Origin of the sequence: Rhodococcus sp. B10, from assembly GCF_011770055.1 — a bacterium.
GTDB lineage: Bacteria > Actinomycetota > Actinomycetes > Mycobacteriales > Mycobacteriaceae > Rhodococcoides > Rhodococcoides kyotonensis_B.
Window position 1 is genome coordinate 46,317 of sequence record NZ_JAAFYV010000016.1, and the last position, 25,790, is coordinate 72,106.

Sequence of the window (25,790 nt, forward strand, 5' to 3'; positions counted from 1 at the left end):
AGTGAGAGTGACCGCCCGTCTGCGCTGCCGGTGCGGGGGTTTCTGTCACTCGATAGTTTTCCGTCCGGGATCGCTCGTTGGGTGACGAGCATGTAGCGAACGTGTGCCGTCGTGAAACATCTGTGTTTCGTACGTTTCTGCCCGGTGACAGAAACTCCACACCAGGCGATTCGATGCCAGGATGAGCACATGGCCACCACCACCGGCGCAGGCCGACCGAGACTCAGCACGAAGAAGCGCCCGGGTGACACGGCACGCGAGGAGATTCTGGACGCGTCTGCCGAGCTGTTCACGACGCGGGGTTACACGAGCACATCGACGCGCATGATCGCCGACGCGGTCGGGCTTCGTCAGGCATCTCTGTACCACCACTTCGCGGGCAAGGACGACATCCTCGACGCACTCCTCGGCGGAACCGTCGACGAGCCGTTGGCTGTCGGTCGCGGGGTGGCGGAGAGCGACGCGTCGGCGGCGGTGAAGATGTACGCCCTCGTGCTGTTCGACGCGGATCAGCTGGCTCGCTCCACCTGGAACCTCGGAGCGCTCTATCTCCTGCCGGAATTGAGGGCGGATCGGTTCGACGCCTTCCGGCAGCACCGGTACGCGCTCATGAACATCTACGCGTCGCTGGCCTCGGCCACGGCATCCGAGCTGGGCGTCGATGCACTCCCCGGCACCGAGGAACTACCGTTTCGTCTGGTGGAGACCGTCGTGAACGGGAGGGCCGACGCCGAGAACGGCCGAGGAGTCCCCGCCGTCGAATACGCGAGGACCATCGCCGACGCGGCGGTGCGGGTGCTGGGCTGGGTCGGTCCCACCGACACCCTCCGCACGGAGGCAGTGCGGCTGTTGGACTGCTCGGCCGGCGTCGAGACCGTCTGGACGGCACGGCTCCCGTCCTGACCGCCGACGCGGCGAGAACGGGAGCCGGTGGTAGAGCGTCAGGCCATGTTGACTTCTTTCGTCTCGACGAGCGCCTTGGTGCACACGATGCTCAGAAGCGCGAGCACAGCGAGCATGATGCCGACCGACATGCTGCCGAACGACGCAGTCAGAGGCGCGGCCAAGATCGGAGGAACGGCACCGCCGAGCACCCCGGCGAGGTTGTAGCCGAGTCCCGCTCCCGTGTAACGAAAACGGGTCTGGAACAGCTCGGGCAGCAGTGCGCCGGTGGGACCGTATGCGATGCCGAAGATCAGGAGAGTGATGCACATTCCGAGGACGAATGCCGTCTCCGATCCCGAATCCAACAGTGGGAACAGAGCGAGCGACCACGGGACGGCGACGATGCACGACGTCATGATCACCCGGCGACGTCCGATGCGATCGGAGTAGGCCGCGGAAATCGCAGTTGCCAGGCCGAAGACGACGGCCGCGACGATGCCCGTGATCAGGACGAACGGGCGATCGAAGCCGAGTGTCTTGGTGCCGTAGCTCGTGAGGTAGGCGGTGCCCATGTAGAAGAGCGAGAACAACGACGCCAACGCGCCGGCGGCAAGCAGGATCTCTTTCTTCTGCACACGCCAGGCATCGAAGAACGGCAGACGCGACGGTCGATCGGTTCGGGTGTCGCGGAGCTGTCGATCGGCGCGGAAGATCGGTGTCTCCTCGATAGCAAGTCGCATGTACAGCCCGATCAGAACCAGTACGGCGCTGAACAGGAACGGAATGCGCCATCCGTAGTCCAGGAACGTCTGGTTGGTGTCGCCGAGCAAGGCTCCGGTGACCAGGAAGGTGGCACTGGAGAGTACGAATGCCGCGGACGGTCCCAGCTGGGGGAACATCGCGTAGAAGCCGCGTTTGTTCGCGGGTGCGTACTCGGCTGTCAGCAGTGTGGCCCCAGCCCATTCGCCACCGACGGCGAAACCCTGTCCGAACCGTAGGAGCACGAGGATGATCGGCGCGGCCACCCCGATGGTCTCGGCACCGGGGAGCAGTCCGATGACGAATGTCGAGATACCCATCAGCAGCAGTGTGGAGATGAGGGTCTTCTTGCGACCTATCCGATCGCCGAAGTGCCCGAACAACACTGCGCCCGCAGGACGCGCGACGAATGCGACGGCGAACGTCGCGAAGGACGCCACGGTGCCTGCTGTCGAGCCGAGCGCGGGAAAGAACACCGTCGGAAAGACGAGAGCGGCTGCGGTTCCGTAGATGAAGAAGTCGTAGAACTCGATCGTCGTCCCGATTCCGCTCGCGAACGCGACTCGGCGAACGCTGGTGGTCGGTCCGGACGTAGTCGGTCGCTCGGGGGCGGCTACGTCGGGTTTGGAAATATTGCTCATTGCACTCCTCGTGGACAGTGCTGGCTCGATGACCAGTACGAGGAAGGTATGTGACCGACGACACAGTGGACTACCCCCTGATGGGGGTAGCCGCACGGTCGCGTTCCCGGGCGACGACGAGCGGGTCTCGCCTCCTCGACGGGCGTAGTCGCATACTGGCAGGGTGACTGTTCTACCGAATCGGGCCGAGCGCCCCGACACGATGACGCCGCCGGCGCTGGAACCGCATGCCTAGGAAGAAGGATTCGGCCGGTCCGACGGCAGGCGTCTACGACATCGACACCGGTACGTGCGAGTTGATCAGGGACACACTCGTTTCCGACGGCTGGACCGTGCAGATCAACGGTGTGCCCAGTTCGCACATCGACATGGACGACCCCACCCAGCTCGACTTCGAGTACATGCGGTGGATGGCCGGACTCGTTCGGCACCACGACTTTCCGGGATCACGATTGCGAACATTGCATCTGGGCGGTGGAGCCTGCACTCTCGCACGGTATTTCGCCGCGGCGTACCCGGACGCGCGGCAGGTGGTCGTCGAACTCGACGGTAGGCTCGCCGAACTCGTCCGCGACTGGTTCGACCTTCCGCGCGCACCGCTGCTGCGCATCCGCGTCGGCGATGCACGTGAGGTGACCGAGACGCTCACCGAGAACAGTCGAGACGTGATCGTCCGTGACGTGTTCGCCGGCAGCACCACGCCGGAGGCGTTGCAGACGAGGGAATTCACCGATCATGTTCGACGCGTCCTCGCGCCCGGCGGTGTGTACGTCGTCAACTGTGGCGACACCCGGGACCTCCAGCGGACGCGGCGGGAGGCGTCGACCATCGGTTCGGTCTTTCCACACACGGCGATCGTCGCCGATCCCGCGATGCTGAAGGGCCGACGCTACGGCAACGTCGTCATCGCAGGCAGCGACGTCCCGCTGGCGCAGGAACCGGCTTTGGCTCGTGAGCTTCTCGGTGGCGGCGTACCGGCCCACGTGTGGCAGGACGAGCAGGTGCGCACGTTCGCTCGCGACGCGAAAGTTCTTCGAGACCCTGTGCAGAAACAGTAGTGTGAGCGGCGGACACCGTTCGCACACGAGGAGAGAAAATGGCACTGATCGCACTGCTCGATCTGAAGCTGAAGCCCGAGGTTCTCGACGACGCCAAGGTCGTGCTCGGCCGCGTGCTGGGTGAGACCCGCGCGTTCGACGGCTGCCTCGGTGTCGACGTCCTGATCGACGAGGCGGACGAGACCCATTGGATCGCCTACGAGCGGTGGGAGTCGTCGGACGCCGACGCGAAGTACCGCGAATTCCGAGCCGGCCCAGGCAAGATCACCGACCTCGCTCCGCTGCTCGCCGGCGCGCCGAGCCTCACCAAGTTCACGGTCGCCGACGTCTAGGACGAACGAAACATCTCAGGACGCGCTCGGCGCCTCGGGGCGACCGGTGAGGAAACCCTGCACCATGTCGACGCCCAGTTCGAGGGCGACGCGTAATTCACCCGCGGTCTCGACGCCTTCCATGATGAGGGTGGAGCCGACGTCGTGCGCGAACTTCGCGAGCGCGGCGGCTACGGCTCTGCGGGTCGGGTCGGTGTCGATACCGCGGACGAGAGAGATGTCGACTTTCAGCGCATCGGGTTTCAGCTCGACGACTTGGCGCAGACCGGAGAACCCTGCGCCGACGTCGTCCACCGAGATCCGAACCCCGGCGGCGCGCAGGCCCTCGACCGACCGCGCAACCGAACGGTAGTCGTCGACGCGTTCGTGTTCGGTGATCTCGAGATACAGCGTGCGTGAGCAGACGTGCGGTGAGAGCCTGGCGAGAAGGTCGGTGGTTCTGATGGTTTCGGCGGAAGCGTTGATCGACACGAAAGCATCGGGCGGCAGGGTGGCCATGGCGCGAAGTGCTTCGTCGATGGCGGCCAGTTCGAGACGGGGCCCGATTCCCGCCTGCGACGCGTCGCGGAACCAGATCAACGGCGACCCGTGACCGAACGGAAAGCGTGACAGCGCTTCGTAACCGACGATTTCGGTCGTCGCGGTGTCGCAGATCGGTTGGAACACCACGCTCGGGCCGCCTGCCGCGATCATCGAGTCGATTCGGTCGCGTACCTGTAGTGGATCGATTCGGTGCACGGGCACCAGCGCCTGCGGGTGAACCTTGCTGCGGTACAGGTCGATGTCGGCGATCGCGATCAACTTGCGAAGCTGCGCCCCGGTCGTGTCCCCCCGCGTCGCGGCTTCCCCGGCCGAGCCGACACTGGCCGTGAAGGGTGGGCCGTCGACGGTTTCCTCCAGCGCGGCCCGAATCCGCCGCTCGATACCGTCGACGTCGGTTCTGGATCCGACATGGACGCAGACGAATTCGTCGCCTCCGAGCCGGGCGACGACCGTGTCCGACGACGCGGCACCGCGGAGCCGGTTCGCGACGTCGACCAGGACCGCGTCACCGGAGGGATGGCCGTAGCGGTCGTTGATCGCCTTGAACCCGTCGATGTCGATGACCAGTACGCCGATCACGATGTCCTCGCGCGGCGAGTCCGGTACGGACTCGTTGAACTCCTCGACGGCCTCGAACAGTCCGCGACGATTGAACAAGCCCGTCAACGAGTCTCGTAGCGCGACCTCGGCCTTTCTGCGGAGGTCGTGCAGATACGGCCGAACCGCGAACGGCACGACGAACAGGGCGCCCAACGTGACGCACCGCGAACCGGCCAACCACGGATCGATTCCGTCCAGAACCGACAGGACGGCGAAGACGGCGAGCGCCCCGATCGAGAACACCAGATGCAGGACCAGCATCTGCTGCGAGGTCGCCACGATCGCGAACACGGCGATGACGGCGAACATCGCACACCCGGGCATCGCGGCGAACGGTGACTCGAAAGCCAGCAGGACACCGAGGATTCCGACGTCGGCCCACAGCACGTTGAGGGCGGCGAGACGCGGGCTGGGCCAACTGCCGAGGCACCACGCCACGGCGACAGGAACGGTCGACAGAGTGGCAAGTCCTACGAAGATCGATTCACCGGTACTGAACTGGCCCGACGGAATGACCAGCATTCCGGCCAGCCCGAACGAGAGAGTCATCGCGCCGACGAGCAGACGTGCCCATCGCTGATCGTCTGGTGCAGGGGACCACGATCGGTCACCGGTCAGCAGGTCGAACGTGGCCGACCGCGACGGGAGAATGTCGCCCACCGATATGTGGCCTCTCGTTCTAGGACCATGTGCACCACGGGATCATCCGTGAATCACTCGATCATGTCGTATCGGCCCCGACCCGATGAAAGAAACCGTACCAGTGCCGGGTTCGAGTGTTCATTCGAATCCCGCACTTGGCTTGTCGTGTCGAAACAGTCCGCTGTCGAGCGTTCGAGACTTTCCGCCGACGGCCGTCGGTCACGTCAGACCATGTCCTTGCGCGTCAACCAGCGCAGTGTCGGCCAACCGCAGAAGACCGGGAGCCAGCATGTCAGGACGCGGTACAGCAGCACCGACGGCACCGCGACGCTCGCGGGCAGGCCGAAGGTGGCCAGGCCGCCGATCAGAGCTGCCTCGACGGCGCCGACGCCGCCGGGCGTGGGCGCGGCCGATGCGAGCGTTCCGCCGATCATCGTCACGACGGTGACGGTCACGAAGGTGGTTCCGCCGCCGAATGCCTCGACGCTGGCCCACAGTGCGAGCGCGGCGCCGAGTGTGGTTGCAGCACAGCCGAGAACGATCAGCAGGAATCGCTTGGGGTCCTTGGCAAGCTGTCCGAGTTCACCGAACACCTCGGTGAGCTGGGGGCGAACGGCGTTGCGCAACCACCGCCGTAGCGTCGGGACGAACATGAACGTGCCGATGATGCCCAGTGCGACACCGGCGATCAGGTACAGAACCGTCGGATCCGGAACGAAGTGCGCGAGATCGGCCGACGTGCCCGCGACCACGCTGAAGAACACCAACAGCGATACGTGCGTGATCACCTGGACCGACTGTTGCAGTGCGACAGCGGCCGTCGCGCGGACAGCGCCGAGCCCGCCCTTCTGCAGGAATCGCACGCTGAGCGCCAGGCCGCCGACACCTGCGGGCGTCGTCGTGGCCGCGAACGTGTTGGCCACCTGCATGATCGTCAGATTCTTGAAGCTGACCATGCCGAAGGCGCACGCCCACAACGCCGCGGCGGCACCGATGTACGTCAGTGCCGACACGGCGAGTCCGAGCAGTGCCCACCACCAGTTGGCCGTTCGCAGTTCGCTGACGAACGTCGGGACTGCGCTGATGAACGGGTAGGCGACGTAGACGAGTCCGATCAGCAGGACGAGTTGGATGATCTGGTTTCGCGTGAAACGTGTGACCTGCTCGGCGCGAATCTCGTCGGTGCCGGTCTGCTTCACCACCTCGTCGCGTACCGCGTTCATCACGCCGGTGCCGTCGGGTACGGACTTTCGCACCCGCGCGGGAATCGCGGAACGGGTGAGTCGTCCCGACGCGGTCAGCACGGTCTGCGTGCCCAGCGTGTCGATGGCGATGCGGACCGCGCGTTCCTCACCGAAGAGTGCCGACGTCGAAATCAACAGCTGCGCGACGTCCGACTGCATCTGAGCGTCCGACGCGCCGAGCTCGGCGTTGGAGAATCCGCCGAACAGGGCGGTCCCCTCGTCGTCTCTGAGCTCGGCGCTGCGCAGGTCACCGTGCGAGATCTGATGTGAATGCAGTATCTGCAGTCCCTTCCAGATACTGGTGGCCAGTGCGTCCTCCGACGATTCGTCGACGGGAACACCGCGCGGCGCGGTGTGTGCGTACATCGCCCAGCCGCGCGCGAGCGCCGAAACCGCCAGCGGTCTGCTGCTGGCCACGCCCAGGTCACCGATGGCGATACCCATCAGAGCGCGATGTTCGACGGCTCGTCGCATCGACGCGTGCAGTGGCGCACTCTCGCTGTTGCGGAACGACAGCCAGCGCCACGCCTGCCGGAGAGCGCCCCCGCTGCGTTGGTTCTGCCCGTACATCTCGACGACGATGTTCGGTTCCGCACCGCGCACAGCCGCGGCGAGCACGAGCGGTCCCGGCCCGGCGGGCTTCAGAACGCGGAACGAGTCGACGGGATGGCCCCGCTCGGCGAGCAGGCGAGCGGCCGCGTCGAGCGGAACCTCGAGTGCCGGGGTGCCGACGAACAGCACGATGATCGCGCCGACGCACCAGCCGACCGACAGGCCGAGCAGCGACCGCGCAGGCACGACGGTGCTGACGAACAGGTGGATCGGGACGAACGCCAACAGCAGGAACCACCACAGCCGACGCCATCGCGCGGGCAACCAGGGGCCGGACACCGTCAGGACCGCGGCGAGCATGGCGATCCACCGGGAGTCGTCGAGGAATTGAGACAGGAACGTGTCGAGGCGGTCGGGTACGTCGAGGTGCCATGCGGGCGTCGAGATTCCGGTGCCGGTGATGGACAACGCCAGCCCCGCGATGAGTCCTGCTGCCGCATACCCGGCCAGCAGCTTCCATTGCCGACGCGCGATCAACCCGATCAGAATGCCGAACGGCAGAGCCAGGATCGCGACGCCGTACAACAGGTAGACGAGGTTGGACTGGTCGGGGCTGAGGACACCGACGATGTTCGACACCGACTTCTCGAGCGCGTCCCACTGCCCGCGAGTGATCAGCGACCCGGCGATGACGGCGGCCAGCAGAACGAGCGACAACACGAGACGCAGGATGTCGCTCGTGCGCCGATTCAAAGGCTGCAGCAGGCTCCCGCTGACCGGAATATCCCGCCCGTCGACCCGCATGCTGTGTCTGTTCCTCGTCGGTTGCCTCGCTGGTTGATGTGGGGTCAACCTACCGTGCCGTGCCGTGGACCCGCGAACGTCTCCCGTGAAAATCGGTGGAATCGGACATCGCATCGGGTTACCGTCACCGAGTGCACATCGCCATGATCGGCTGTACCGCGCCGAGTCATATTTATCCGTCGCTCGGCCTGATCGCCGAGCTGGTGCGACGCGGACACCGCCTCACGTACGCGGTCGGCGCATCGATGGCCGGCGTCGTCGAACCTGCTGGTGCTCAGCTCGTTTCGTTCGATTCGATACTGCCGCAGGGTGAAGCGGCCTGGCCCGAGGATCCGGCGTCGGCGATGCGGGTGTTTCTCGACGAGGCGATCGAATCGTTCCCGATTCTCACCGAGTTCTACGACGCCGACCGTCCGGATCTGTTGCTGTACGACATCGGCGGTCTTGCGGCTCCGATCCTCGGGCGCCGCTACGGTGTTCCGGCAGTGCAGCTTTCGCCGACCTACGTCGCGTGGCGAGGCTACGAGGACGAGATGGGTGAGGCGCTGGAGTCGATCCGGCAGTCCGATGCCGGCAGGGACTACCGCGACACCTACGCGAAGTGTTTGCAAGACAACGGGATCGAAGCCGACCCATGGGAGTGGATCACGTATCCGGAGAGCGTGCTGTCGCTGATTCCACGCGCGATGCAGCCGAATGCCGATCGGGTGCCGGGTTCGGTGCAGTTCGTCGGGCCGTGTCTCGACCCGGCTCGGATGGCAGACCAGTGCTGGAGCGCACCCGCCGGCAGGAAAACTCTGCTCGTCTCGTTCGGCACCGGATTCAACGAACGCCCCGACTTCTATCGCCTGTGTATCGACGCGTTCCGTCACTCGGATTGGCACGTCGTCATCGCGATCGGCTACCGCGTCGACGCGGCATCTCTCGGTGAAGTGCCGTCGAACATCGAACTGCATCAACAAGTTCCGCAACTGACGGTGTTGGCGGCCGCGTCGGCGTTCGTCACACACGCCGGTATGGGCGGGTGCACCGAGGCGCTGTGGTTCGCCGTGCCCACCGTGGCCGTTCCTCAGGCTGTCGACCAGTTCGGCAACGCGGCGATGCTCGAGGAGTTGGGCGTCGGAGTGCAACTCGCCGACGGCGACGTCACCGCGAACGCGCTGCGTGAGGCCGTGGACACCGTCGCCGGCTCGGCGGACATCGCCGCACGACTGGCAGGCATCAGCGCCGACATCAGAGCGCACGGCGGCATCGAGAGTGCAGCAGACGCCGTCGAAGCTAGTCTTCGAGCACGCTGACGCTCACTCCGTACGGCAGGAACCGCACCTTGCGCGTCGGATCAGTGTTGTCCTTGTGCGCACGCAGCGCGTCGAGTTCCGTCGCGAAGACCTGGTCGATGCGTGCGGAACCGTCGTCGGCTGCGGTGTAGATCGCCCACACGCCGTCGCCCTTCGCGCCCGTCGTCTCGGGCTCCGGGGCAGGCCGCGACGGCGTCTCGCCGAAGAACGCGCCCCAGGGCGTTCCCCCGCCGGATTGTCCGATGAACTTGCCCACCTGGTCGACGACGTCGCGCAGTCCGTCGCTCGCCTCTTTCGCGAAGCGATCGAAGTCCTCGGGGTCGATTCCGAAAGGTCCGTTGTTGGTCATGTCTCCAGTGTGCGCTCGCTGTACGTCGACGCGCACCTCGGATCGCTCTCCGTCGCGCAGGTTGCAGCAGGCGCGCACGTTGCAACCTGCGCGTTCGCTGGAAGGTGCGCGGCTACGGTCACGGCCTAGACCTCACCCCTGATCTGCGCAGGTTGCAGCAGGTGCGCGCGTTGCAACCTGCGCGTTCGCTGGAAGGTGCGCGGCTGGGCACGGCCGGTGCAGCCGCACTACTGCTGCAGCCGTGACCCGATGGTCTGGTGCAGCGCCCGCAGACTGTTCTGCCCCAACGAGACGGTCTGCGACTCGATGTGGCGGAGCAGGTGACCGTCGTCGAGTACTTTTTCGCTGGACTGGATGAGAACGGTTCCGGCGCCCGTGAAGTCGAACTGCCGCTCTTCACCGCTGTTCGCGCCGAGGAATCCGCGGGCCGCACCGAGGAAGTTCTGCATCCACCCGGCGTCGAAGTGATGTGACGGCGACGGGCAATCGGCCCATCCGACGAGCGCTTCGGGGTCGATACGCAGTGGCGGTTCGGCGAACATGACCTGCCCGTTCGACGACGCCAGGAACTTCCCGGTGCCGAGGAGCGTCAGGAACCCGGGCACGATCGACTGCTTCAGATCGAGCGTCGGCTCGAACGCGAGGAGGTTCGCGGCGCGGATCGTCAGGTTGCCTTCGTCGAGGTCGTAGGAGTTGATGTCGAAGCCACGGTCACCGAGGATCAGCTTCCCCTGCCCCTGCGCGAGAACCCACTCGTTCGAGTACAGCGGCGACGAGAAACGCGCGGCGACGATGGCGGGCATCGATGTCTGTCCGAGCGGCTCGAACCGCACGTTGCCGTAGTACGCGATCATCGCGCCCTTCGACGTGAACCACGGCTGACCTGCTAGTTCGACGCAGAATGCGTAGTCGTTGCCGGGCACGTTGTCGTTGACCGGGAGGGTGTAGGGAGTGTGCACTTCGGCGGGAGTGGAGCCTGCGGAATGACCCGGAAAAGTAGTCATGAGGGCCTCAGAATTTCTGCTCGGACGCCTGGACCCACACGGTGCCCATGCCGGTCATCTTGAGTTGCATCGCCTCACCGCTTCCGCGGCCGACGGCGTCGCGCCAGCCCACGTTGGCCGAGATGTCGACCTGGATGTTTCCGATGTGGCAGACGTACGCCTGCGGATCGACCACCACGTGCGGGCGTTGCGGCCCGACCTCCAGCGGAATCGCACCGCCATGTGAGAGAACCGCGACGCTGCCCTGCCCGCTGAGTTGGGTGGTGAACAGACCTTGGCCGGTCATCGCGCCGCGTACGGCTCCACGGACGCCGCCTTGCGACGTCAGTGCCACGACCGAGGTCTGCAGGTACCCGTCGTGCGCGAGGAGGCGATCGGCTTCGACGGTCAGCAGCGACGAGCCGTCGAGATGAATGACTTCGACGTACAGGCCTGCGTGGCCGTAGAAGACCTCGCCCTGGCCTTCGGCGGCCATCATCGAGACGTGTTCACCGGACATCATCCGTCCGGCCATTCCCGCGACCCCGCCCAGACTCGGCATGCCTGCCGCCGATCCGCCCATCGAATGAGGAACGAAGCGGACATCGCCGGTGTAGTAGAGCATCGCGCCCTTGCGGGCCAACACGTTCTGGCCCTGCGCGAGTGTCGTTTTGACGACCTTGCTGTTGACGACTTCGAGCGGCACGTCAGCGCTCCTCGGGTTGGATGTAGACGACGCCTTGGCCGTCGAAACGAAGCGAGAACGCCTCACCGCTGCCGCCGCCGATGGCGGAACGCCACGTGACGTCGGTGACGAAGCTCTGGTTCAGTGGGCCGCGGTGCGCGACGAAGGCGTCCGGGTCCACGACGAGGGGGTACTGCGGGTCGACGGCGAGTGCGATGAGCGGACCACCCGCCGACAGCAGCGCGACGGCGCCGGATCCGCTGACGACGGTGGTGAACAGGCCCTGTCCCGACGACGCGCCGCGCAGGCCGCTGAACTTCACCTCGGTTTTCAGCTGACCCGTCAGTGCGAGAAGTTGTGACGCCTCGACGTGCATCGAGTCGCCTGCCAGTTCGACGACCGTGATGTCCTGTGCGTCGACGGCGAAGTAGACGGTGCCCTGGCCGGAAACCTCCATGAGAGAGAGGGATTCACCGGCGACCTTCTGTTTCAACGCGGCTCTGAGTCCGCCGCCGCCACCCATGCCCGCGTTCTTGAAGGAGACGTCGCCTTCGTAGGCGACCATCGATCCCGACATCGCGCGTAGCGAATCGCCCGTCAGATTCGCGACGAGCACGCGGTGCCCGTTCGTCGTCAGCTGTGCCACGGGGGAACTATGCCACGGCCCGTCCCCCCGTGCCAGCTGTTGCGCCCCGTGCGTGGGAATGTACAGCCCGCTATACATTCCCACGCACGTCAGACGAGCGGCTTCAGCGTCTTACCTGCGAGTTCGACGATGCCGGGCTGGTGTCCGTTGGTCACCAGGTTGATGATCACGCCGTCGATGCCCTGGTCGAGGACGCGTCGCTGGACTTGCTCGGCGACGTCGTCGGGGGTGCCGCAGAACTGGCGATCGGTGGCTGCTGCCTTGTCGTCGTCCGAGAGGTTCGACAGGTCGACGCCCGTCGACAGCAAGTAGTCGTGTTGGAGCTGCCGGGCCTTGTCGCCGTCCTCGTCGATGATCACGAACGCCAGGAAGCTGGTCTCGAGGTCCTTCGGGTCGCGATCGATTTCTTCGCACCGGGCCTGGACGGCCTTGACCTTGCGAGGCAATTCGCTTGCGTCGCAGATGATGTTGAGGTGATCGGCGAACTGGGCGGCCAAGCCGAAGGTCTTCTTCTCACCGCCACCGCCGAGCATGATCGGAAGGTCGTCGCGAATCCGGGGTTCATTGATGGCCTCGTCGACCTGGTACCAGAGTCCGTCGAATGTCGGACGCTGTCCGCGCAGCATCGGCTCGATGATCTGCAGCGCCTCGTCCAGGCGTTCGAACCTGTCGGTGAACGTACCGAACTCGAGCCCGAAGCTGTTGTGCTCCAACTCGAACCAGCCTGCGCCGATGCCGAGGATAGCGCGGCCGCCGCTGACGACGTCGAGCGTCGTGACGGTCTTGGCGAGGATCGCCGGGTTCCGGTAGGTGTTGCCGGTGACGAGAGCCGACAACTGGATGGTGTCGGTGGCCGTCGCGAGGCCGGACAGTGCGGTGTACGCCTCGAGCATGGGCTCGTCGGGCGCACCGATTCCGGGCAGTTGGTAGAAGTGGTCCATGACGAAGGCAGTGTCGAATCCTGCTGCCTCAGCCTCGCGCGCTTGCGCGATGACCGTGGGGAACAGTTCCTTCACGGAACCCGAGTAGCTGAAGTTGGGCATCTGGTATCCGAGACGAATGGTCACCTGGTCAACGCTACTCGCGGTCCGGCGGTGATGCGTCGTTTGCGCCCCGATACGCGCGGACGAGGCGCACCATGGACCGATGACACTCGAACTGACCCGATCCCCGTTCTCCGGATTCGCCGTCGACGACATCGAGGCGGCCCGATCCTTCTACGCCGACACACTCGGAATGACCGTGGTCGACGGCGAGATGGGGCTGATCCATCTTCGCCTGAGCGAGAACTCCGAGGTGTTGGTCTATCCCAGGCCTGGGCACACGCCCGCCCCGTACACGATTCTCAACTTCCCCGTCGCCGACATCGAGGCCGCGGTCGACGCGTTGACGGCCAAAGGTGTGGTCTTCCAGCAGTATCCGGACATGGGCACCGACGAGCGTGGAATCTTTCGCGGTGGTGGGCCGTTGATCGCGTGGTTCACCGACCCGGCAGGCAACGTTCTGTCCGTGTTGGAAGCGTGACTCAGGCTGTCGGACTGCCTGTTTCGAGTGTCGCCATCTGCGTCCGCCGGACGCCGGTCGTGGTCACCCACTCCAGCCGGACGATCTCGCCGGGTCGTCGTCCCACCATCTCCGCGGCGAGATCGTCGGACGAGCGGACCGGGCGGCCGTCGAACGAGACGATGACGTCACCGCGTACGAGGCCTGTCCGTTCTGCAGGCGAGTTGTACTCGACTCCGACGACCGAGGCCCCCTGTGACGGGTTCGCGTTCCATGCCGACACATCTCGGACCTGCACGCCGAGGAACGGCGTCGGGCCCACGTGAACCGTTCCTGCAGAACGGCCTTCGCGAATCTGGTCGACGACGGTCATCGCGATGTCGATCGGGATCGCGTATGCTTCCGGCGCCTGAGTGAGTCTGGCTTCGTCGGACAGGCCTGCCGCGTCGACGCCGATGACACTCCCCCACGCGTCGACGAGCGGCCCTCCCGAGTCACCTGCTCGGACGTCGGCGTCGATCTGGATCATTCCGGTCAGCTCGTTGCGTGAGCCGTCGACGGAACTCTGCGCGGTGACGGTCTTGTCGAGCGCGACGACCTGTCCCGGGGCCGGAACGAGAACCCCTGCGCCCGAAGCGTTTCCGATTGCCGTCACTGCGTCCCCGACGGCTACGTCCGCGGAACGTCCGATCACGGCCACCGGGAGGCCTGCTGCCGAATCCAACTTCAGGACCGCGAGGTCACGCGTCTTGTCGTACCCCAGAACCGATGCGTCGTACATCAGTCCGTTGCCCACCGCGGTGACCGAAGCTGCGGTCTGGATGACGTGGTAATTCGTCAGGACGAGACCGGCCGGGTCGACGACGAATCCCGTCCCTGCAACTCCCGACGTTCCCCACTCGGCGGTGATCGTGACGACGGACGGGTCGACCTGGCTCGTGATCTGCTCGGGGGTGAGCGGGAGTGGCGACGGTGCGGCGACCGGCGGAGGTGACGGCGGTGCGTCGACCACGCCAGGGGTGAGCGGCGCCGCGAACGCCGACGCAGCAGCGGTCAGCACGACGAGGAGTGCCGCTCTGCCAGCCGCCTGCATGAGGGTCGATTATTGCTCAGTTCTCACTAAGCGCGCACCTTTCAGCGAATGCGCAGGTTGCAACCTGCGCATTCGCTGAAACGTGCGCGTACGGGGCTCAGCGAAACAGCGTCACGGATTCGACGGTCAGGGATCCGGGTGCGAAGTTCACGAACACGACACCTCGTTCGGTACCCCATCGAACTGTCGCGCTGACGGTGCGTCCGGCGGCGATGAACTTCTCGAACGTCGCGCCGTCATGGTCGGAGCGCAGTCGGTCTGCCGCGACGGACTTGCCCTTCGCGCCGACGGATCGAAGGCCCGACATGAAACCGACAAGGCCTGACACACCCTGATTTCCGATCATCTGAGGAGTCAGGGCGATCGACGACCGCACTCCCGCGAATCCGCCGCGCAGCAGTTGGCCGATCATGGACGCCAACTCCCAATGCGCGGCGAGTCGTGCGATCTCGAGCGAACCACCGTCGTCGACGAGGTCGTAGCGCAGATGCATCGGGACCGTCACGACCCCGCCCGCCGACATGGTGATCGTCAGCGACAGGTCTCGAACGACGGACATCCCGGACACCATGTCGTGCTCGACGTGGAATTCGATCGTGTTCGGCGCGATGAACGTGTCGTAGAAGCGCGCGATCGCGTCGTGACCCCGATGGGGCCGCGACCCCACCGGATCGTTGACGACCCCGTCCCGGGCGTAGAGATCGACCCACGCGGCGCGGTCGTGCGCGGCCACCGCGGCAGGCGAGCCCTCGACGAAGGCCAGCAGTTCTTCCGAGGCGTACACGCTTCGACGCTATATCGGCGCGCCAGGTCAGGTCTTGGAATCGGCGAGATCGAGTAGACGCGCACGCTGTGGTCGGACGCACGTCGAATTGCTGGCTATTCGGCGTGCGTGTGGCCATTCGGTGCGCGTTTGTCGTGTTGCCTACCGCGCCGTCACGGCCCTCGGCACATCCGCCCGCAACGTGAAGTCGGTGACGAACTCGCCGTCTTCGGGCACGAAACGCCGTCGCGGATCGAAATTCTCGACGTCGAATCGGTCGAGCGACGGCGAATGGGTCGTGACGGCCATCGTGCCGCCGTCCAGGTCGAACTGCAGCAGTCGCTGGAAGCCCGTGGTGCGTTCGCCGTCGACCTCGAAGTACTGGTAATCGGCGAGCAGCTGAACGACGGTGCGATCGGTGTCCCCGATCTGCCGGTCGACGACGGTCGCCTGCCCGTCGACGTGGCCGGACAGTACGAGGAACACCGAATCATGCGGTACTACAAGCCGATTCCAGATCTGCTGTCCCGAACTCGCGCCGATGTCCCCGAAGGCCATCAGCTTCTTCTCGCCACCTTCGTCGAGGTAGTAGTGCGTTCCGATGACGACGTTGCGATCCGGGTGCTCGTCCAACACTTGCTCGGCCCATTGCATGACCTTCTCGGGCGGGTTGTACCCGATGTACAGCATCAGGAATTTGGCACCTGCGATGTCGATCAGGTCGTAGTGTGCCGAATTGTCCGTAGGTGTAAAGGAATCCCCCCACCACGGCTGATTCTCGTACCGCTGCGGACCGAAGTATTCGTTGTAGAGCTCGTGGTTCTGCTCGTGCATCCCCGGTACGAGCTTGCCTGCGACGTTCCACAGATTGTCGTGATTTCCGGGCAGTACGCCGTGGGGGATCTCGGCGTCCTCCAACACTTTCATGGCCTCGCTCGCAGCGTCGAACTCGATGCGCGACTGCGTGTCCGGACGCCCGGGGCTGATCCAGCTCTGGATGATGTCTCCGGTGTGCATGCTGTATTCGATGCCGTATTTCTCGGCGTTGTCGACGGTCCATCGTGTCATGTCGTCGTACACACCCGGGTCGTCGCGGGAGATGTACTGGGTGTCGGTGATGTGTTGCAGCGCAAAGTCGTACGTGCCGGGCGTCGCGAATGTTGCATCGGGTCCGGCGTTGTCGTTCGCGAACGAGCGGTCCTCGCGCGGCGAGTCGACGATCATCACTTCGAGTGTGCCGTCGATGTTCGCGACCGTCGCCGTGAGCTCGATGGGCCCACCGGGCGTCGACGGGGACGCGGTGGCCACTGCAGGACCCCACGACTCGGTTCCCGGAGCGCGGACGTGCATGGCGAGATCGTTCAGGTTGACCGACGTTCCGGTCCAGTCCATCTGCGCGACGGTGACATCGGGTCCGAAGGTCACCGTGTAGCGGAGATACGGGTAGTCGTCCCATCCGGAGGTGCGGGACGACGAGTCCGAGAACTCTTCCCCGTCCAGGACGCCCGCGACCATGTCGGCTGTGATGGGCGCGGGCTCGGCCGTCAGACCGAGCGCGGGAACAGCGGCGGCGGGCACCTGGGTCGGCAGTCTCGACGGATCGGCGACGGCGTCGGCCCCGACGAGCGCACAGGCAAGGAGAAGAGATCCGACGGTCGGGAGGCTCCGCCACCCGTGCGCGGATAGTTGGTCCATAGTCCAACTATGCGCGCACGGGCAGCGACGCTGCAATGTGCGTGAGACGCGCGGCCGCGTCGCACACTCGCTCGATCTTGTCCTGAAGCGCGTCCCCTTCGAAGGCCTCGACGCGTCCTCCGATGCTGATGGACGCCACGGCCGTCCCGTCACGTCCGAGTATCGGTGCCGCGACGGCGGCGACGCCGTCCAGGTAGTCGGAATTGCTGACCGAATATCCCGCGGCCCGAACGGAATCCAAGTGCTCGGAGAGCGCAGTGGCGTCCGTCAGTGTGCGGTCGGTGTACGCCGGAAGTTCGCGACGGAACCATCTCTCTCGCAACGCATTCGAGAACGCAAGCATCGCGATGGGGCCGGCGGCGGCGTGGTACGGCATGACCGATCCGATGTTGATCCCGGCGACGACCAGAGGGTTGTGGCCTTCGAGCCGGTCGATGCAGACGGCGCCCTCGTCGGCCGGGACCATCAGGAATGCGGTGTCGCCGAACGTCGTGGCCAAGCTCTCCATGTACGGACGGGCGGCGGTGCGAAGGTCGAGCTGAACGAGTGCGGCCGAACCGATTTCGAACAACGGCATCGCCACGCGATACGACCCTTCGGACGTGCGGTCGATCCATCCTGCGTGGATGAGTGTCGCCATGAGTCGATGCACGGTGGTCTTGTTCATGCCGCTCGCCGAGGTCAGGTCGTTCAATGTCCAGACGGGCCTGGACGCGTCGAAGTGCTCGAGCAGGCTGCAGGCCTTCAGTACGGCTCCGACGATGTCGCGGCCCGACCGGTCGTCGGATTCGATGGGCGCAACCACAGATGCTCACTCTTTCGTCGGCTCGAAGAAGGTCTCGTCATCATACGAACAGCGTTTCCGGAGAAGCCGCCTTGACATGTGACGGCCACCACTCTAGCTTCATTCTCGCGATCTGCGGAATGCGTTCCGCAATACGGAATGGAGTGATGATGGCAGGGACAGCCCCCACCCTGAAGGACCTCACGACGCAGGGACTCGTCTACGCGCCCGGCGTCTGGGACGGCTTGACCGCTCGCCTCGCCGAGCAGGCAGGATTCAGCGCGCTCTGCGCTTCGGGATTCGCGGTGTCCGCGGCGCTCGGACTGCCCGACGCCGAGCTGTACACGGCAACCGAGAACCTGCAGGCTGTGCGAACGATCCACGAATCGTCGTCACTACCGCTGGTCGCCGACATCGACACGGGCTACGGCAACGCCGTCAACGCCGCGCGCACCGCCAGGAAGTTCGTCGACGCGGGTGTGCAGGGCATGTTCATGGAAGACCAGGTCTCGCCGAAGTCGTGCCCGATCTGCGTCGGCGACCCCGTCGACCTCATCACCGTCGAGGAAGGCACCGGCAAGATCCGCGCAGTACGCGACAACATTCCCGACGACGTCCTGCTCATCGCCCGTACCGATGCACGAGGTGACGACGCGATCCGCCGCGCCCAGGCGTACGTCGACGCCGGCGCGGACATGATCATGCCCGTGACGAAGACGTTCACGACGATCGAGGAGTGGGAGCGGTGCCACCAGGAGGTCGGTGTTCCGCTGATGGCGACGCTGACCGCCTCGACGTGGACCGAGCGTGAGTTCACACCCGAGGTTCTCGAGCGGATCGGCGTGCGCCTCGCGCTCCTGCCCACGCAGATCCTGATGGCAGCCACGGGCGCAGCACGAGAGGCGTTGCGACGCTTGGCCGGCGGCGAGGCCCCGGCGTCCGTCAGCGCCGACGCCTTGCAGCACCACGAGTTCGTCGACCTCATCGGCTTCTCCGAGGTCGAGGCGCAGCAGCGCAAGTACCTCCCGGAGAAGATCTCGTGAGCGGATACACGATGACCGAGAAGATTCTCGGCAGGGCATGCGACGCCGAAACCGTCAGGGGCGGTGAGAATCACGCCGTTCGTCCCGCGCGGATGATCGCGTACGATTTCCCCGGTTACACCGACGTCATGTTCCGTCAGATGCGCGACGACTTCGGCATCACCGAACTGTCCGATCCCAGCCGCTACGTCGTGTTCATCGATCACATGCTGACGAAGAACAACGACAAGGAAGCCGAAGTCCACCAGGTGACGCGTGACTGGTGCGAGTTCTACGGCATCGAGTTGCACGAGGGCGCAGGCATCGGACATCAGCTGACAGCCGAACTGGGGCTTGCCATTCCGGGTGACTTCCTCGTGCATTTCGACGGGCACATCAGTGGCGTCGGCGCGTTCGGAGCGCTCGGATGGGGAATCCGACGCGATCTCATCGAAGCCTGGGTGACCGGCAAGCTGTACGTCGACATTCCGACGACGACGCGGTTCGACCTCGTCGGCGAGTTCGCACCCGGTGTCGACAGCCGCGACCTCGTGCACACCATCATCGATCTCGTCGGTGCCGACGGATGTGCCCACCAGGTCATGGAATTCGGTGGCCCGGGCGCTCGGTCGATGAAGATCGATCACCGGCAGGGTCTCTGTGGCATGGCGATGTTCACCGGTGCAGTGTCCGCGATCTTCGAGCCCGACGACATCTCGCTCGCGTACGCGAACGAGGTTGCGCGGGACAGTTTCTCGCCGGTCTATCCCGACGCCGACGCGTCGTACTCGGCGCGACACACTATCGACCTCGCGACGATCGTGCCCCGCGTCGTGCAGCCCGGTTCGGCACGCGCCGCGAACACGAAGACCGCGAAGGAGGTGTCCGGCACGCCGATCACCAAGGCCTTCATCGGGTCCTGTGCCAGTGGTCGGATCGAGGATCTTCGGGCCGCGGCGCTCGTGCTCGACGGCCGAACCGTGGCACCCGGCGTCGAACTGAACATCGTGCCGACGTCACAGAAGGTGCACCAGCAGGCCGAGGACGAAGGCATTCTCGATGTGCTTCGTGCGGCAGGCGCGAACATCGCGGCGTCGAGCTGCGACTTCTGCTTCGGGTACCAGAAGCCGTTGCAGGCCGGAGAGAACTGCATTTCGACTGGCGTACTGAACATTTCGGGACGCATGGGCAGTTCGGATGCGAACATCTACATGGGATCGCCGTACACGGTGGCGGCGAGTGCAGTCGTCGGTGAGGTGCAGGAATGGCAGGAGGCAAGTCGGTGAGCGCCTACCCACCCCCGCCCGACGTCATCGAGGGCCGCGTCGCCTGGGTCTTCGGCGACGACTTCGACATCGATCTCGTGGTCGGAGTGTCCAACATCAAGTCCTACGACCCCGACCACCTACGGTCCGTGTGCATGAAGGCCTACGACGACGGGTTCGTCGACCGAGTACGTCCAGGCGACATCGTCGTCGGCGGACGCAACTTCGGGTACGGTCATCCGCACTATCCGCCGATGGTCGCGCTGCGCAATGCAGGCATCTCAGCCATTGTCGCCGAGTCGTTCTCGCCCGGCTTCTGGCGCGGCGAGACATTCAACGGCATGCCGCTCATCACCGTGCCCGGCGTGTCGACGGCCGTGAAGACCGGTGACGCCGTGTCACTGGACTGGCGCGCCGCGACAGTGCGTACCGACGACGCAGTGCTCGTCGGCACTCCCCCGAACGCGCGAACCGTCCAGGTGATCGAGGCCGGCGGTTCGTACGAGCTACTCCTCCGAGAACATTCCCTCGCACAGCAAGGACAGAACCGATGACGAACGTGGAACATCCCCCCGCACGTTCCGCCGATAGCGTGCCTCAGAGCAAGGCCTCGTCGACGACGGCCCGACGCGCCGCGATCGCAGGCGGCGTCGGAACTCTCATCGAGTACTACGACTTCGCGGTCTACGGCTTCCTCGCCGTCATCATCGCGCCGTTGTTCTTCCCGTCGACCAGTCCTGGCGTCTCGATTCTGGCGACGTTGGCCGTCTTCGGCGTCGCCTATGTCGCACGCCCACTCGGTGGCATCTTCTTCGGTCGACTCGGGGACCGTCGCGGGCGTCGATCCGCGCTCGTCATCACCGTCGTGTGCATGGGTATCGCGTGCGGCATTCTCGGTCTGTTGCCGACGCACTCGTCGGTCGGCATCCTCGCACCCATCCTGCTGGTGGTCATCCGGCTCGCGCAGGGCTTCTCGGCCGGAGGTGAAATCGGCGGCGCCGCAACGTACATCGCAGAGTCGGCACCGCCGAACCGTCGTGGATTCTTCGGCTCGTTCACGCCGATCGGGTCGACGCTCGGGTTCGCCGTCGCGGCTGCGGTCGTCGGTCTCGTGACACTCGGTACGACGGACGAGCAGATGGCGTCGTGGGGTTGGCGCATCCCGTTCCTGCTGGCGCTGCCCCTCGCGGTGATCTGCCTCCGTGTGCGGCTGAAGCTCGAGGACAGTCCCGAGTTCGAGGAGATGGCCGAGAAGAACCAGGTTGCGGAGAGCCCGCTGTCGGATGTCGTGAAGCGAAGCCCGTTGTCGGTGTTGCGCGTCATCGGTATCGCGATCGCGATGAATGGATCCGGTTACATCGGTCTGACGTACTTCAGCGTGTATCTCATCAAGGATCTCGGATTCTCGAAGGACTCCGTGTACTGGACGTCGGCGATCGCCATCGCGCTGGCCTGTGCGACGTTCCCGCTCAGCGGCATGCTCACCGACAGGTTCGGCCGCAAGCCCGTTCTGCTCGCCGGCTATCTCGCGTACGTCGTGATCGCGTTGCCTGCCTTCATGATTCTCGGCGCGACCACCAGCATCGTCGTCGTCGGCATCGTGTACTTCGTGTACATGGTGCTCAACGGGGTCGTGCAGGTGCCGGCGTTCCCGCTGTTCACCGAGCTTTTCCCGCGTGCGGTGCGCTACACGGGCGTGTCCCTCGGATTCAACATCGGCACCATCGCCGCGGGCGGCACGGCGCCGTACGTCGCAGCGCAGCTGGTGGAATCGACCGGCAACGCCATGTCGCCCGCCTACTGGGTGATGGGTGTATGTGCCGTCGGTGTCGCGACGGTGCTGACGATCCGTGAGACCGGAAAGAAGTCGCTTCCGGTGTAGTGCGCCGTAGGCGCCTAGGCTTTCCACATGACCCCACGCTCGGCCAAGACCGAAGTCCGGATCGGCATCTCCGGGTGGACGTACGCGCCGTGGCGTGGGGATCTCTATCCGAAGGGCCTCGCGCATCGGCGGGAGCTGGAGTACGCGTCGGAACGGCTGACGTCGATCGAGATCAACGGAACGTTCTACGCCATGCAGAAGCCGACGAGCTTCGTGAAGTGGCGCGACGAGACGCCGTCGGACTTCGTGTTCTCGGTCAAGGGCGGCCGCTACATCACGCATCTGAAAAGGCTTGTGGGAGTAGAGGCTGCGCTCGCGAACTTCTTCGCGACGGGTGTGTTGGGGCTCGGCAGCAAGCTCGGACCCGTGCTGTGGCAGCTCCCACCCAACCTGCAGTTCGACGCAGACACACTGGCGAACTTCTTCGAGCTGCTTCCCCGAACGATGTCGGAGGCCGTCGCACTGGCGGACAAACGTGACGACAAGCTGACCGACGATCGGGTCGCTCTCGGTTACGACGTCGACCGGCCTATCCGCTACGCCCTCGAAGTGCGTCACGAGAGTTTCGCGTGCGCGAAGGCGATCGAGCTGGTCCGCGCGCACGACGTCGCGTTCGTCGTCGCGGATACAGCCGGTCGATATCCGTTCGTCGAGACCCCGACGTCGAACTTCATGTACGCCCGGCTGCACGGCGACAAGGAGCTCTACGCGAGCGGGTACGACGACGCCGCGCTCGACGTCTGGGCGGAGCGTGTCAGGGCCTGGACCTCGGCGGGGATGGACGTCTTCGCGTATTTCGACAACGACATGAAGGGATATGCACCGTACGACGCGATGCGGTTGATCGAGCGTGTAGGTCTCTCTACGAATATCTAGCTGTCGCCGTAGAGAGCGCTAGTGTCCACTATCGACCTCAACAGTTCCGCCGGCAGAGCCAACGGCGGCATCGAGTTCAGGTGGATGCTGTCGTCCTGCCGATCCGACGCGCTCTTGATCTCGGCGACCTCGTCGTGCAGACGTTCCATCGTGACGTCGAGGCGGTTCGCACTCTCGGCGGCGTCGGTCAGCTCGTCGAGTAGCGGCGTGGGGATGGTGCCGTCGTACTTGTAGAAGATCTTGTGTTCGAGGCTCGCCCAGAAATCCATCGCGATCGTGCGGATCTGGATTTCCACGGGAACGGGTTGCACTCGGTCGCTCATGAACACCGGGATCTCGACGATGAGGTGAAGACTCTTGTAGCCGTTCGGTTTCGGGTTCGCGATGTAGTCCTTGACCCCCAGAACGGTGACGTCGGTCTGGTTCGACAGCATGTCCGCGATGCGGTACGTGTCCGAGATGAAACTGCACGTGATGCGAATACCGGCGATGTCGACGATGGTGTTGCGAATGTCGTCGAGCGTCAGAGGGCACTTCTTGCGACGCGCCTTCGTGATGATGCTCTCGGGCGTCTTCAGCCGGGACCCGACGTGTTCGATCGGACTGTAGCGGTGAATGTGAGTGAACTCTTCCTTCAAGATGTTGATCTTGGTCATGAGTTCGTCGATCCCGAACTTGTACGCCATCATGAAACGCGTGAATTCGCTGCGGAGACGATCGAAGTCCGTACTACTGTCCATGTGATCGATTCTGTACTACGACGTCATCGGTGCTGGTCGGAGCCTCGGGAGTCGAAACTCGCGTCCGCGCACCGTGGTCCGAGCGGGGGCGTGAACGTCACGTGCCCGCACGTTCTGCACTCGTGTGTGCGGTGGTGGCCCCGTCCGCAGGAGCATGCCCTCGACCCGACCAGCACGGTTCGTGGGCCGAGGGCATGACCGCGGGCGCACCTGCACGGAGCGCTCTCGGCCCATCGATCGCCCAATCGATGGAGCGTCGCGGAGGCGTCGAAGGATTCGCCGCCTGTTTCGTCGGGTACCACCATGCTCGATACCGCCTTGCTGTGACATCGGTAGTGCTGTGACATCGGTAGTGCTGTGACATCGGTAGTGCTGTGACGCCGGTAGTGCGGTGACGCCGGTAGTTCTGGACCGTCCGCGAACGCGTCCCGGACGGCTCGGCCAGCCTACCACGCATTCGAACGTATGTTCCCATTGCAAGTGTCCGAATTGCCCCATACGCTTGTTCGTAATTACGGAATTGCCGAAAAGATGGGGAAGACATGCGACGGATCGCGACACTTTCTGCAGCCTGCGCCACGGCCCTCGTCGTCAGCGGGTGTTCGTCGACGTCCGCGGAATCCGAAGAAGTCTCCGCGCAGTCCGACGACTGCGCGGCCGTGACGTCGACCGATCTCGCGACCGAGGAGGGATGGCTCGGATCGATCGACCAGGCACCCGACACGGTCAGCCTGCTGATCGACGACGGCAGGGGCCGAACCGTCGAGCACCGGCCGGACGAAGAGCAAGTGTTGGCGTCGGCGATGAAAGTGGTGCATCTCAGCGCGTACGCCAAGGCGGTCGCCGACGGTGATCTCGATCCCGACGAGCAGATCCCGCTGCTGGAGTGGGAGCGCTGGTACGTGCCGGGGACCGACGGCGGTGCGCATCCGGCGGCGTTGACGCGACTCGGAATCGCGAACGACGGGATCAGTGCCACGGACCTGAATGCGACGGCCCGGCTCGACGACATGGTCACCGCGATGATCCAGGAGAGCGACAATGCGGTTCCGGACTACCTCCGATTTCGGCTCGGCGACGATGCTGTGAAAGATGCTGCGGCAGACAGTGGTTGGGATGGATTCGCGGTGCCGACGCTCGTCGGCGATTCCCTGTCGTTGTTCGATCCTGCTCTCGCGGAGGGGGACCGCTGGGAGACGGCGAACCGTTGGGCCTTCGATCAGCCGTTCCGCGAGAGTGTCAGTGCGTCGGTGCAGATCCCGTCGTACGACGAGCAGGCCGCGGGCGTCGAGAAGTTCTTCACGCGCGGGTCGGCGGAGCAGCTGACGGCGTTGTACAGATCGTTCGGCGACGGCAGCTTCGGGCCGGGCGCCGACACGGTGCTGCGTCACCTCGAGTATCAGCCCGCGCCCGCGGGAACGATCGGCCTCGGCTTCAAGGGAGGCAATCTCCCCGGAGTCCTCACGCAGGCAATGGAATTGCGTCGTGACGACGGCACCGTCGCGACTGCGGTATGGCTCGTCGACGGGCTGCCCGCCGATCGGTACGAAGAGGCGATGAACACCTTCACCGTGCAGCAGGGCTTGATCGTCGACGCCATGAGCTCGTCCGACGCTCTCGACCGGATAGCCTGCGTCGTGTGAGTGACGACGTCGAAGCGCGATTGGACCGCCTCGAAGCGCGGGTGGCGGAACTGGAGGGGCGCGGCAAACCTCCACACGCTGCCCCGTCGGGCGGGACGGTTACGTACCAGGGCGACGTGCACCTGTACGGGGACGTCGAATGGTCCATCGGATATTCACCCGATGCGATTCTCGAGCTGTCGGTGGCGCGCACCGCCGAGGTGCTCGCCGCGCTGGGGCATCCCGTCCGTCTACGGATCGTGCGGGCGCTTCTGCGTGGCCCGGCGAACGCGTCCAATCTGCAGGAAGCGGTGGAGCTCGGATCGACCGGGCAGGTCTATCACCACCTGAAGGCGCTGAGCTCGGCGGGCGTCGTCGAGCAGCATGCGCGGGGCGAGTTCCGGATCTCCGCCAGGAAGGTTGTGCCACTGCTCGTCTCGATGTTGGCGGCGGCGGACATTTCGGGGGAGGTGGCTTCGCCACCCGTGCGTGCGAATGTATAGCCCTCTATACATTCGCGCGCA

The 25,790-nt window shown here is 65.0% G+C and carries 25 protein-coding genes; 12 read left to right on the forward strand and 13 right to left on the reverse strand.

Annotated features, from left to right (window positions below; translation table 11 throughout):
* The first annotated feature begins 189 nt into the window (after positions 1-189).
* On the forward strand, positions 190-903 hold the full coding sequence (locus tag RhoFasB10_RS12650; protein WP_068430823.1) for a TetR/AcrR family transcriptional regulator: 714 nt from the start codon (positions 190-192) through the stop codon (positions 901-903).
* A gap of 38 nt (positions 904-941) precedes the next feature.
* Here RhoFasB10_RS12650 and RhoFasB10_RS12655 read toward each other — a convergent pair whose 3' ends face one another.
* Positions 942-2,285, reverse strand: coding sequence for an MFS transporter (locus RhoFasB10_RS12655; RefSeq protein WP_167676624.1), 1,344 nt, complete (start codon positions 2,283-2,285; stop codon positions 942-944).
* A 227-nt stretch (positions 2,286-2,512) separates the two neighbouring features.
* Between RhoFasB10_RS12655 and RhoFasB10_RS12660 the strand changes: the two genes are divergently transcribed.
* Together RhoFasB10_RS12660 and RhoFasB10_RS12665 are read left to right on the forward strand one after the other, a co-directional pair.
* Positions 2,513-3,343, forward strand: coding sequence for a fused MFS/spermidine synthase (locus RhoFasB10_RS12660; protein ID WP_068430829.1), 831 nt, complete (start codon positions 2,513-2,515; stop codon positions 3,341-3,343).
* A 38-nt stretch (positions 3,344-3,381) separates the two neighbouring features.
* Positions 3,382-3,675 carry an antibiotic biosynthesis monooxygenase family protein gene (locus tag RhoFasB10_RS12665; RefSeq protein ID WP_068430832.1) on the forward strand — a complete coding sequence of 98 codons (294 nt, stop codon included), beginning with the start codon at positions 3,382-3,384 and terminating at the stop codon, positions 3,673-3,675.
* Between the two features lie 15 nt (positions 3,676-3,690).
* Here the strand turns inward: RhoFasB10_RS12665 and RhoFasB10_RS12670 are convergent, their stop codons facing one another.
* Both RhoFasB10_RS12670 and RhoFasB10_RS12675 read right to left on the reverse strand, forming a co-directional pair.
* On the reverse strand, positions 3,691-5,478 hold the full coding sequence (locus RhoFasB10_RS12670) for a bifunctional diguanylate cyclase/phosphodiesterase (RefSeq protein WP_308115225.1): 1,788 nt from the start codon (positions 5,476-5,478) through the stop codon (positions 3,691-3,693).
* Between the two features lie 206 nt (positions 5,479-5,684).
* Positions 5,685-8,060 (reverse strand): lysylphosphatidylglycerol synthase transmembrane domain-containing protein, encoded by a 2,376-nt coding sequence (locus RhoFasB10_RS12675; protein WP_167676626.1) that lies wholly within the window; start codon positions 8,058-8,060, stop codon positions 5,685-5,687.
* 131 nt (positions 8,061-8,191) lie between these two features.
* Between RhoFasB10_RS12675 and RhoFasB10_RS12680 the strand changes: the two genes are divergently transcribed.
* A complete protein-coding gene (locus RhoFasB10_RS12680) occupies positions 8,192-9,358 on the forward strand; it encodes a macrolide family glycosyltransferase (RefSeq protein WP_346764385.1) in 1,167 nt (388 codons plus the stop codon).
* Here the strand turns inward: RhoFasB10_RS12680 and RhoFasB10_RS12685 are convergent.
* The 5 genes from RhoFasB10_RS12685 to RhoFasB10_RS12705 all read right to left on the reverse strand — a co-directional run bounded on the left by RhoFasB10_RS12685 (position 9,339) and on the right by RhoFasB10_RS12705 (position 13,088).
* Positions 9,339-9,707, reverse strand: a complete 369-nt coding sequence (locus tag RhoFasB10_RS12685) for a hypothetical protein (protein ID WP_068430840.1) — start codon at positions 9,705-9,707, stop codon at positions 9,339-9,341. The two genes, RhoFasB10_RS12680 and RhoFasB10_RS12685, sit on opposite strands and share 20 nt — an antisense overlap.
* Before the next feature lie 227 nt (positions 9,708-9,934).
* Positions 9,935-10,711, reverse strand: coding sequence for an AIM24 family protein (locus RhoFasB10_RS12690; protein ID WP_167676628.1), 777 nt, complete (start codon positions 10,709-10,711; stop codon positions 9,935-9,937).
* Positions 10,712-10,718: 7 nt separating this feature from the next.
* Positions 10,719-11,396, reverse strand: a complete 678-nt coding sequence (locus RhoFasB10_RS12695; protein ID WP_167676630.1) for an AIM24 family protein — start codon at positions 11,394-11,396, stop codon at positions 10,719-10,721.
* Between the two features lies 1 nt (position 11,397).
* Positions 11,398-12,021: an AIM24 family protein gene (locus RhoFasB10_RS12700; RefSeq protein ID WP_279387067.1), complete on the reverse strand. Its 624-nt coding sequence runs from the start codon at positions 12,019-12,021 to the stop codon at positions 11,398-11,400.
* 89 nt (positions 12,022-12,110) lie between these two features.
* Entirely contained in the window at positions 12,111-13,088 is a 978-nt protein-coding gene (locus RhoFasB10_RS12705; protein ID WP_346764386.1) for an LLM class F420-dependent oxidoreductase, read from the reverse strand.
* A gap of 79 nt (positions 13,089-13,167) precedes the next feature.
* Between RhoFasB10_RS12705 and RhoFasB10_RS12710 the strand changes: the two genes are divergently transcribed.
* Positions 13,168-13,545: a VOC family protein gene (locus tag RhoFasB10_RS12710; RefSeq protein ID WP_068430847.1), complete on the forward strand. Its 378-nt coding sequence runs from the start codon at positions 13,168-13,170 to the stop codon at positions 13,543-13,545.
* A gap of 1 nt (position 13,546) precedes the next feature.
* On the opposite strand, the gene RhoFasB10_RS12715 is transcribed toward RhoFasB10_RS12710, so the two are convergent.
* The 4 genes from RhoFasB10_RS12715 to RhoFasB10_RS12730 all read right to left on the reverse strand — a co-directional run bounded on the left by RhoFasB10_RS12715 (position 13,547) and on the right by RhoFasB10_RS12730 (position 17,880).
* Positions 13,547-14,617, reverse strand: coding sequence for a trypsin-like peptidase domain-containing protein (locus RhoFasB10_RS12715; RefSeq protein ID WP_167676632.1), 1,071 nt, complete (start codon positions 14,615-14,617; stop codon positions 13,547-13,549).
* A gap of 97 nt (positions 14,618-14,714) precedes the next feature.
* On the reverse strand, positions 14,715-15,401 hold the full coding sequence (locus RhoFasB10_RS12720; protein ID WP_167676634.1) for a nuclear transport factor 2 family protein: 687 nt from the start codon (positions 15,399-15,401) through the stop codon (positions 14,715-14,717).
* 141 nt (positions 15,402-15,542) lie between these two features.
* On the reverse strand, positions 15,543-17,075 hold the full coding sequence (locus RhoFasB10_RS12725) for a metallophosphoesterase (RefSeq protein ID WP_167676636.1): 1,533 nt from the start codon (positions 17,073-17,075) through the stop codon (positions 15,543-15,545).
* Between the two features lie 7 nt (positions 17,076-17,082).
* The gene (locus RhoFasB10_RS12730) at positions 17,083-17,880 is read right to left on the reverse strand and encodes an IclR family transcriptional regulator (RefSeq protein WP_167676638.1); all 798 of its coding nucleotides are present in this window, start codon (positions 17,878-17,880) and stop codon (positions 17,083-17,085) included.
* A gap of 149 nt (positions 17,881-18,029) precedes the next feature.
* Here RhoFasB10_RS12730 and RhoFasB10_RS12735 point away from each other — a divergent pair, with 149 nt between their 5' ends.
* Genes RhoFasB10_RS12735 through RhoFasB10_RS12755 form a run of 5 tightly spaced genes read left to right on the forward strand, consistent with a single transcriptional unit; the run spans position 18,030 to position 22,904 of the window.
* A complete protein-coding gene (locus RhoFasB10_RS12735; protein WP_114329960.1) occupies positions 18,030-18,902 on the forward strand; it encodes an isocitrate lyase/PEP mutase family protein in 873 nt (290 codons plus the stop codon).
* Positions 18,903-18,913: 11 nt separating this feature from the next.
* Entirely contained in the window at positions 18,914-20,167 is a 1,254-nt protein-coding gene (locus tag RhoFasB10_RS12740) for an aconitase family protein (protein ID WP_167676640.1), read from the forward strand.
* Positions 20,164-20,700, forward strand: a complete 537-nt coding sequence (locus RhoFasB10_RS12745) for a 3-isopropylmalate dehydratase (RefSeq protein WP_068431071.1) — start codon at positions 20,164-20,166, stop codon at positions 20,698-20,700. The genes RhoFasB10_RS12740 and RhoFasB10_RS12745 overlap by 4 nt, the downstream gene beginning before the upstream one ends.
* Positions 20,697-22,028: an MFS transporter gene (locus tag RhoFasB10_RS12750; RefSeq protein WP_167676642.1), complete on the forward strand. Its 1,332-nt coding sequence runs from the start codon at positions 20,697-20,699 to the stop codon at positions 22,026-22,028. The genes RhoFasB10_RS12745 and RhoFasB10_RS12750 overlap by 4 nt, the downstream gene beginning before the upstream one ends.
* Positions 22,029-22,055: 27 nt before the next feature.
* Positions 22,056-22,904: a DUF72 domain-containing protein gene (locus RhoFasB10_RS12755; protein ID WP_167676644.1), complete on the forward strand. Its 849-nt coding sequence runs from the start codon at positions 22,056-22,058 to the stop codon at positions 22,902-22,904.
* Here RhoFasB10_RS12755 and RhoFasB10_RS12760 read toward each other — a convergent pair.
* The gene (locus RhoFasB10_RS12760) at positions 22,901-23,644 is read right to left on the reverse strand and encodes a GTP pyrophosphokinase family protein (protein WP_167676646.1); all 744 of its coding nucleotides are present in this window, start codon (positions 23,642-23,644) and stop codon (positions 22,901-22,903) included. The two genes, RhoFasB10_RS12755 and RhoFasB10_RS12760, sit on opposite strands and share 4 nt — an antisense overlap.
* Positions 23,645-24,186: 542 nt before the next feature.
* On the opposite strand from RhoFasB10_RS12760, the gene RhoFasB10_RS12765 reads away from it, so the two are divergent.
* A complete protein-coding gene (locus tag RhoFasB10_RS12765) occupies positions 24,187-25,287 on the forward strand; it encodes a serine hydrolase (RefSeq protein ID WP_167676648.1) in 1,101 nt (366 codons plus the stop codon).
* Positions 25,284-25,769, forward strand: coding sequence for a helix-turn-helix domain-containing protein (locus tag RhoFasB10_RS12770; protein ID WP_167676650.1), 486 nt, complete (start codon positions 25,284-25,286; stop codon positions 25,767-25,769). The genes RhoFasB10_RS12765 and RhoFasB10_RS12770 overlap by 4 nt, the downstream gene beginning before the upstream one ends.
* Positions 25,770-25,790: the final 21 nt, after the last annotated feature.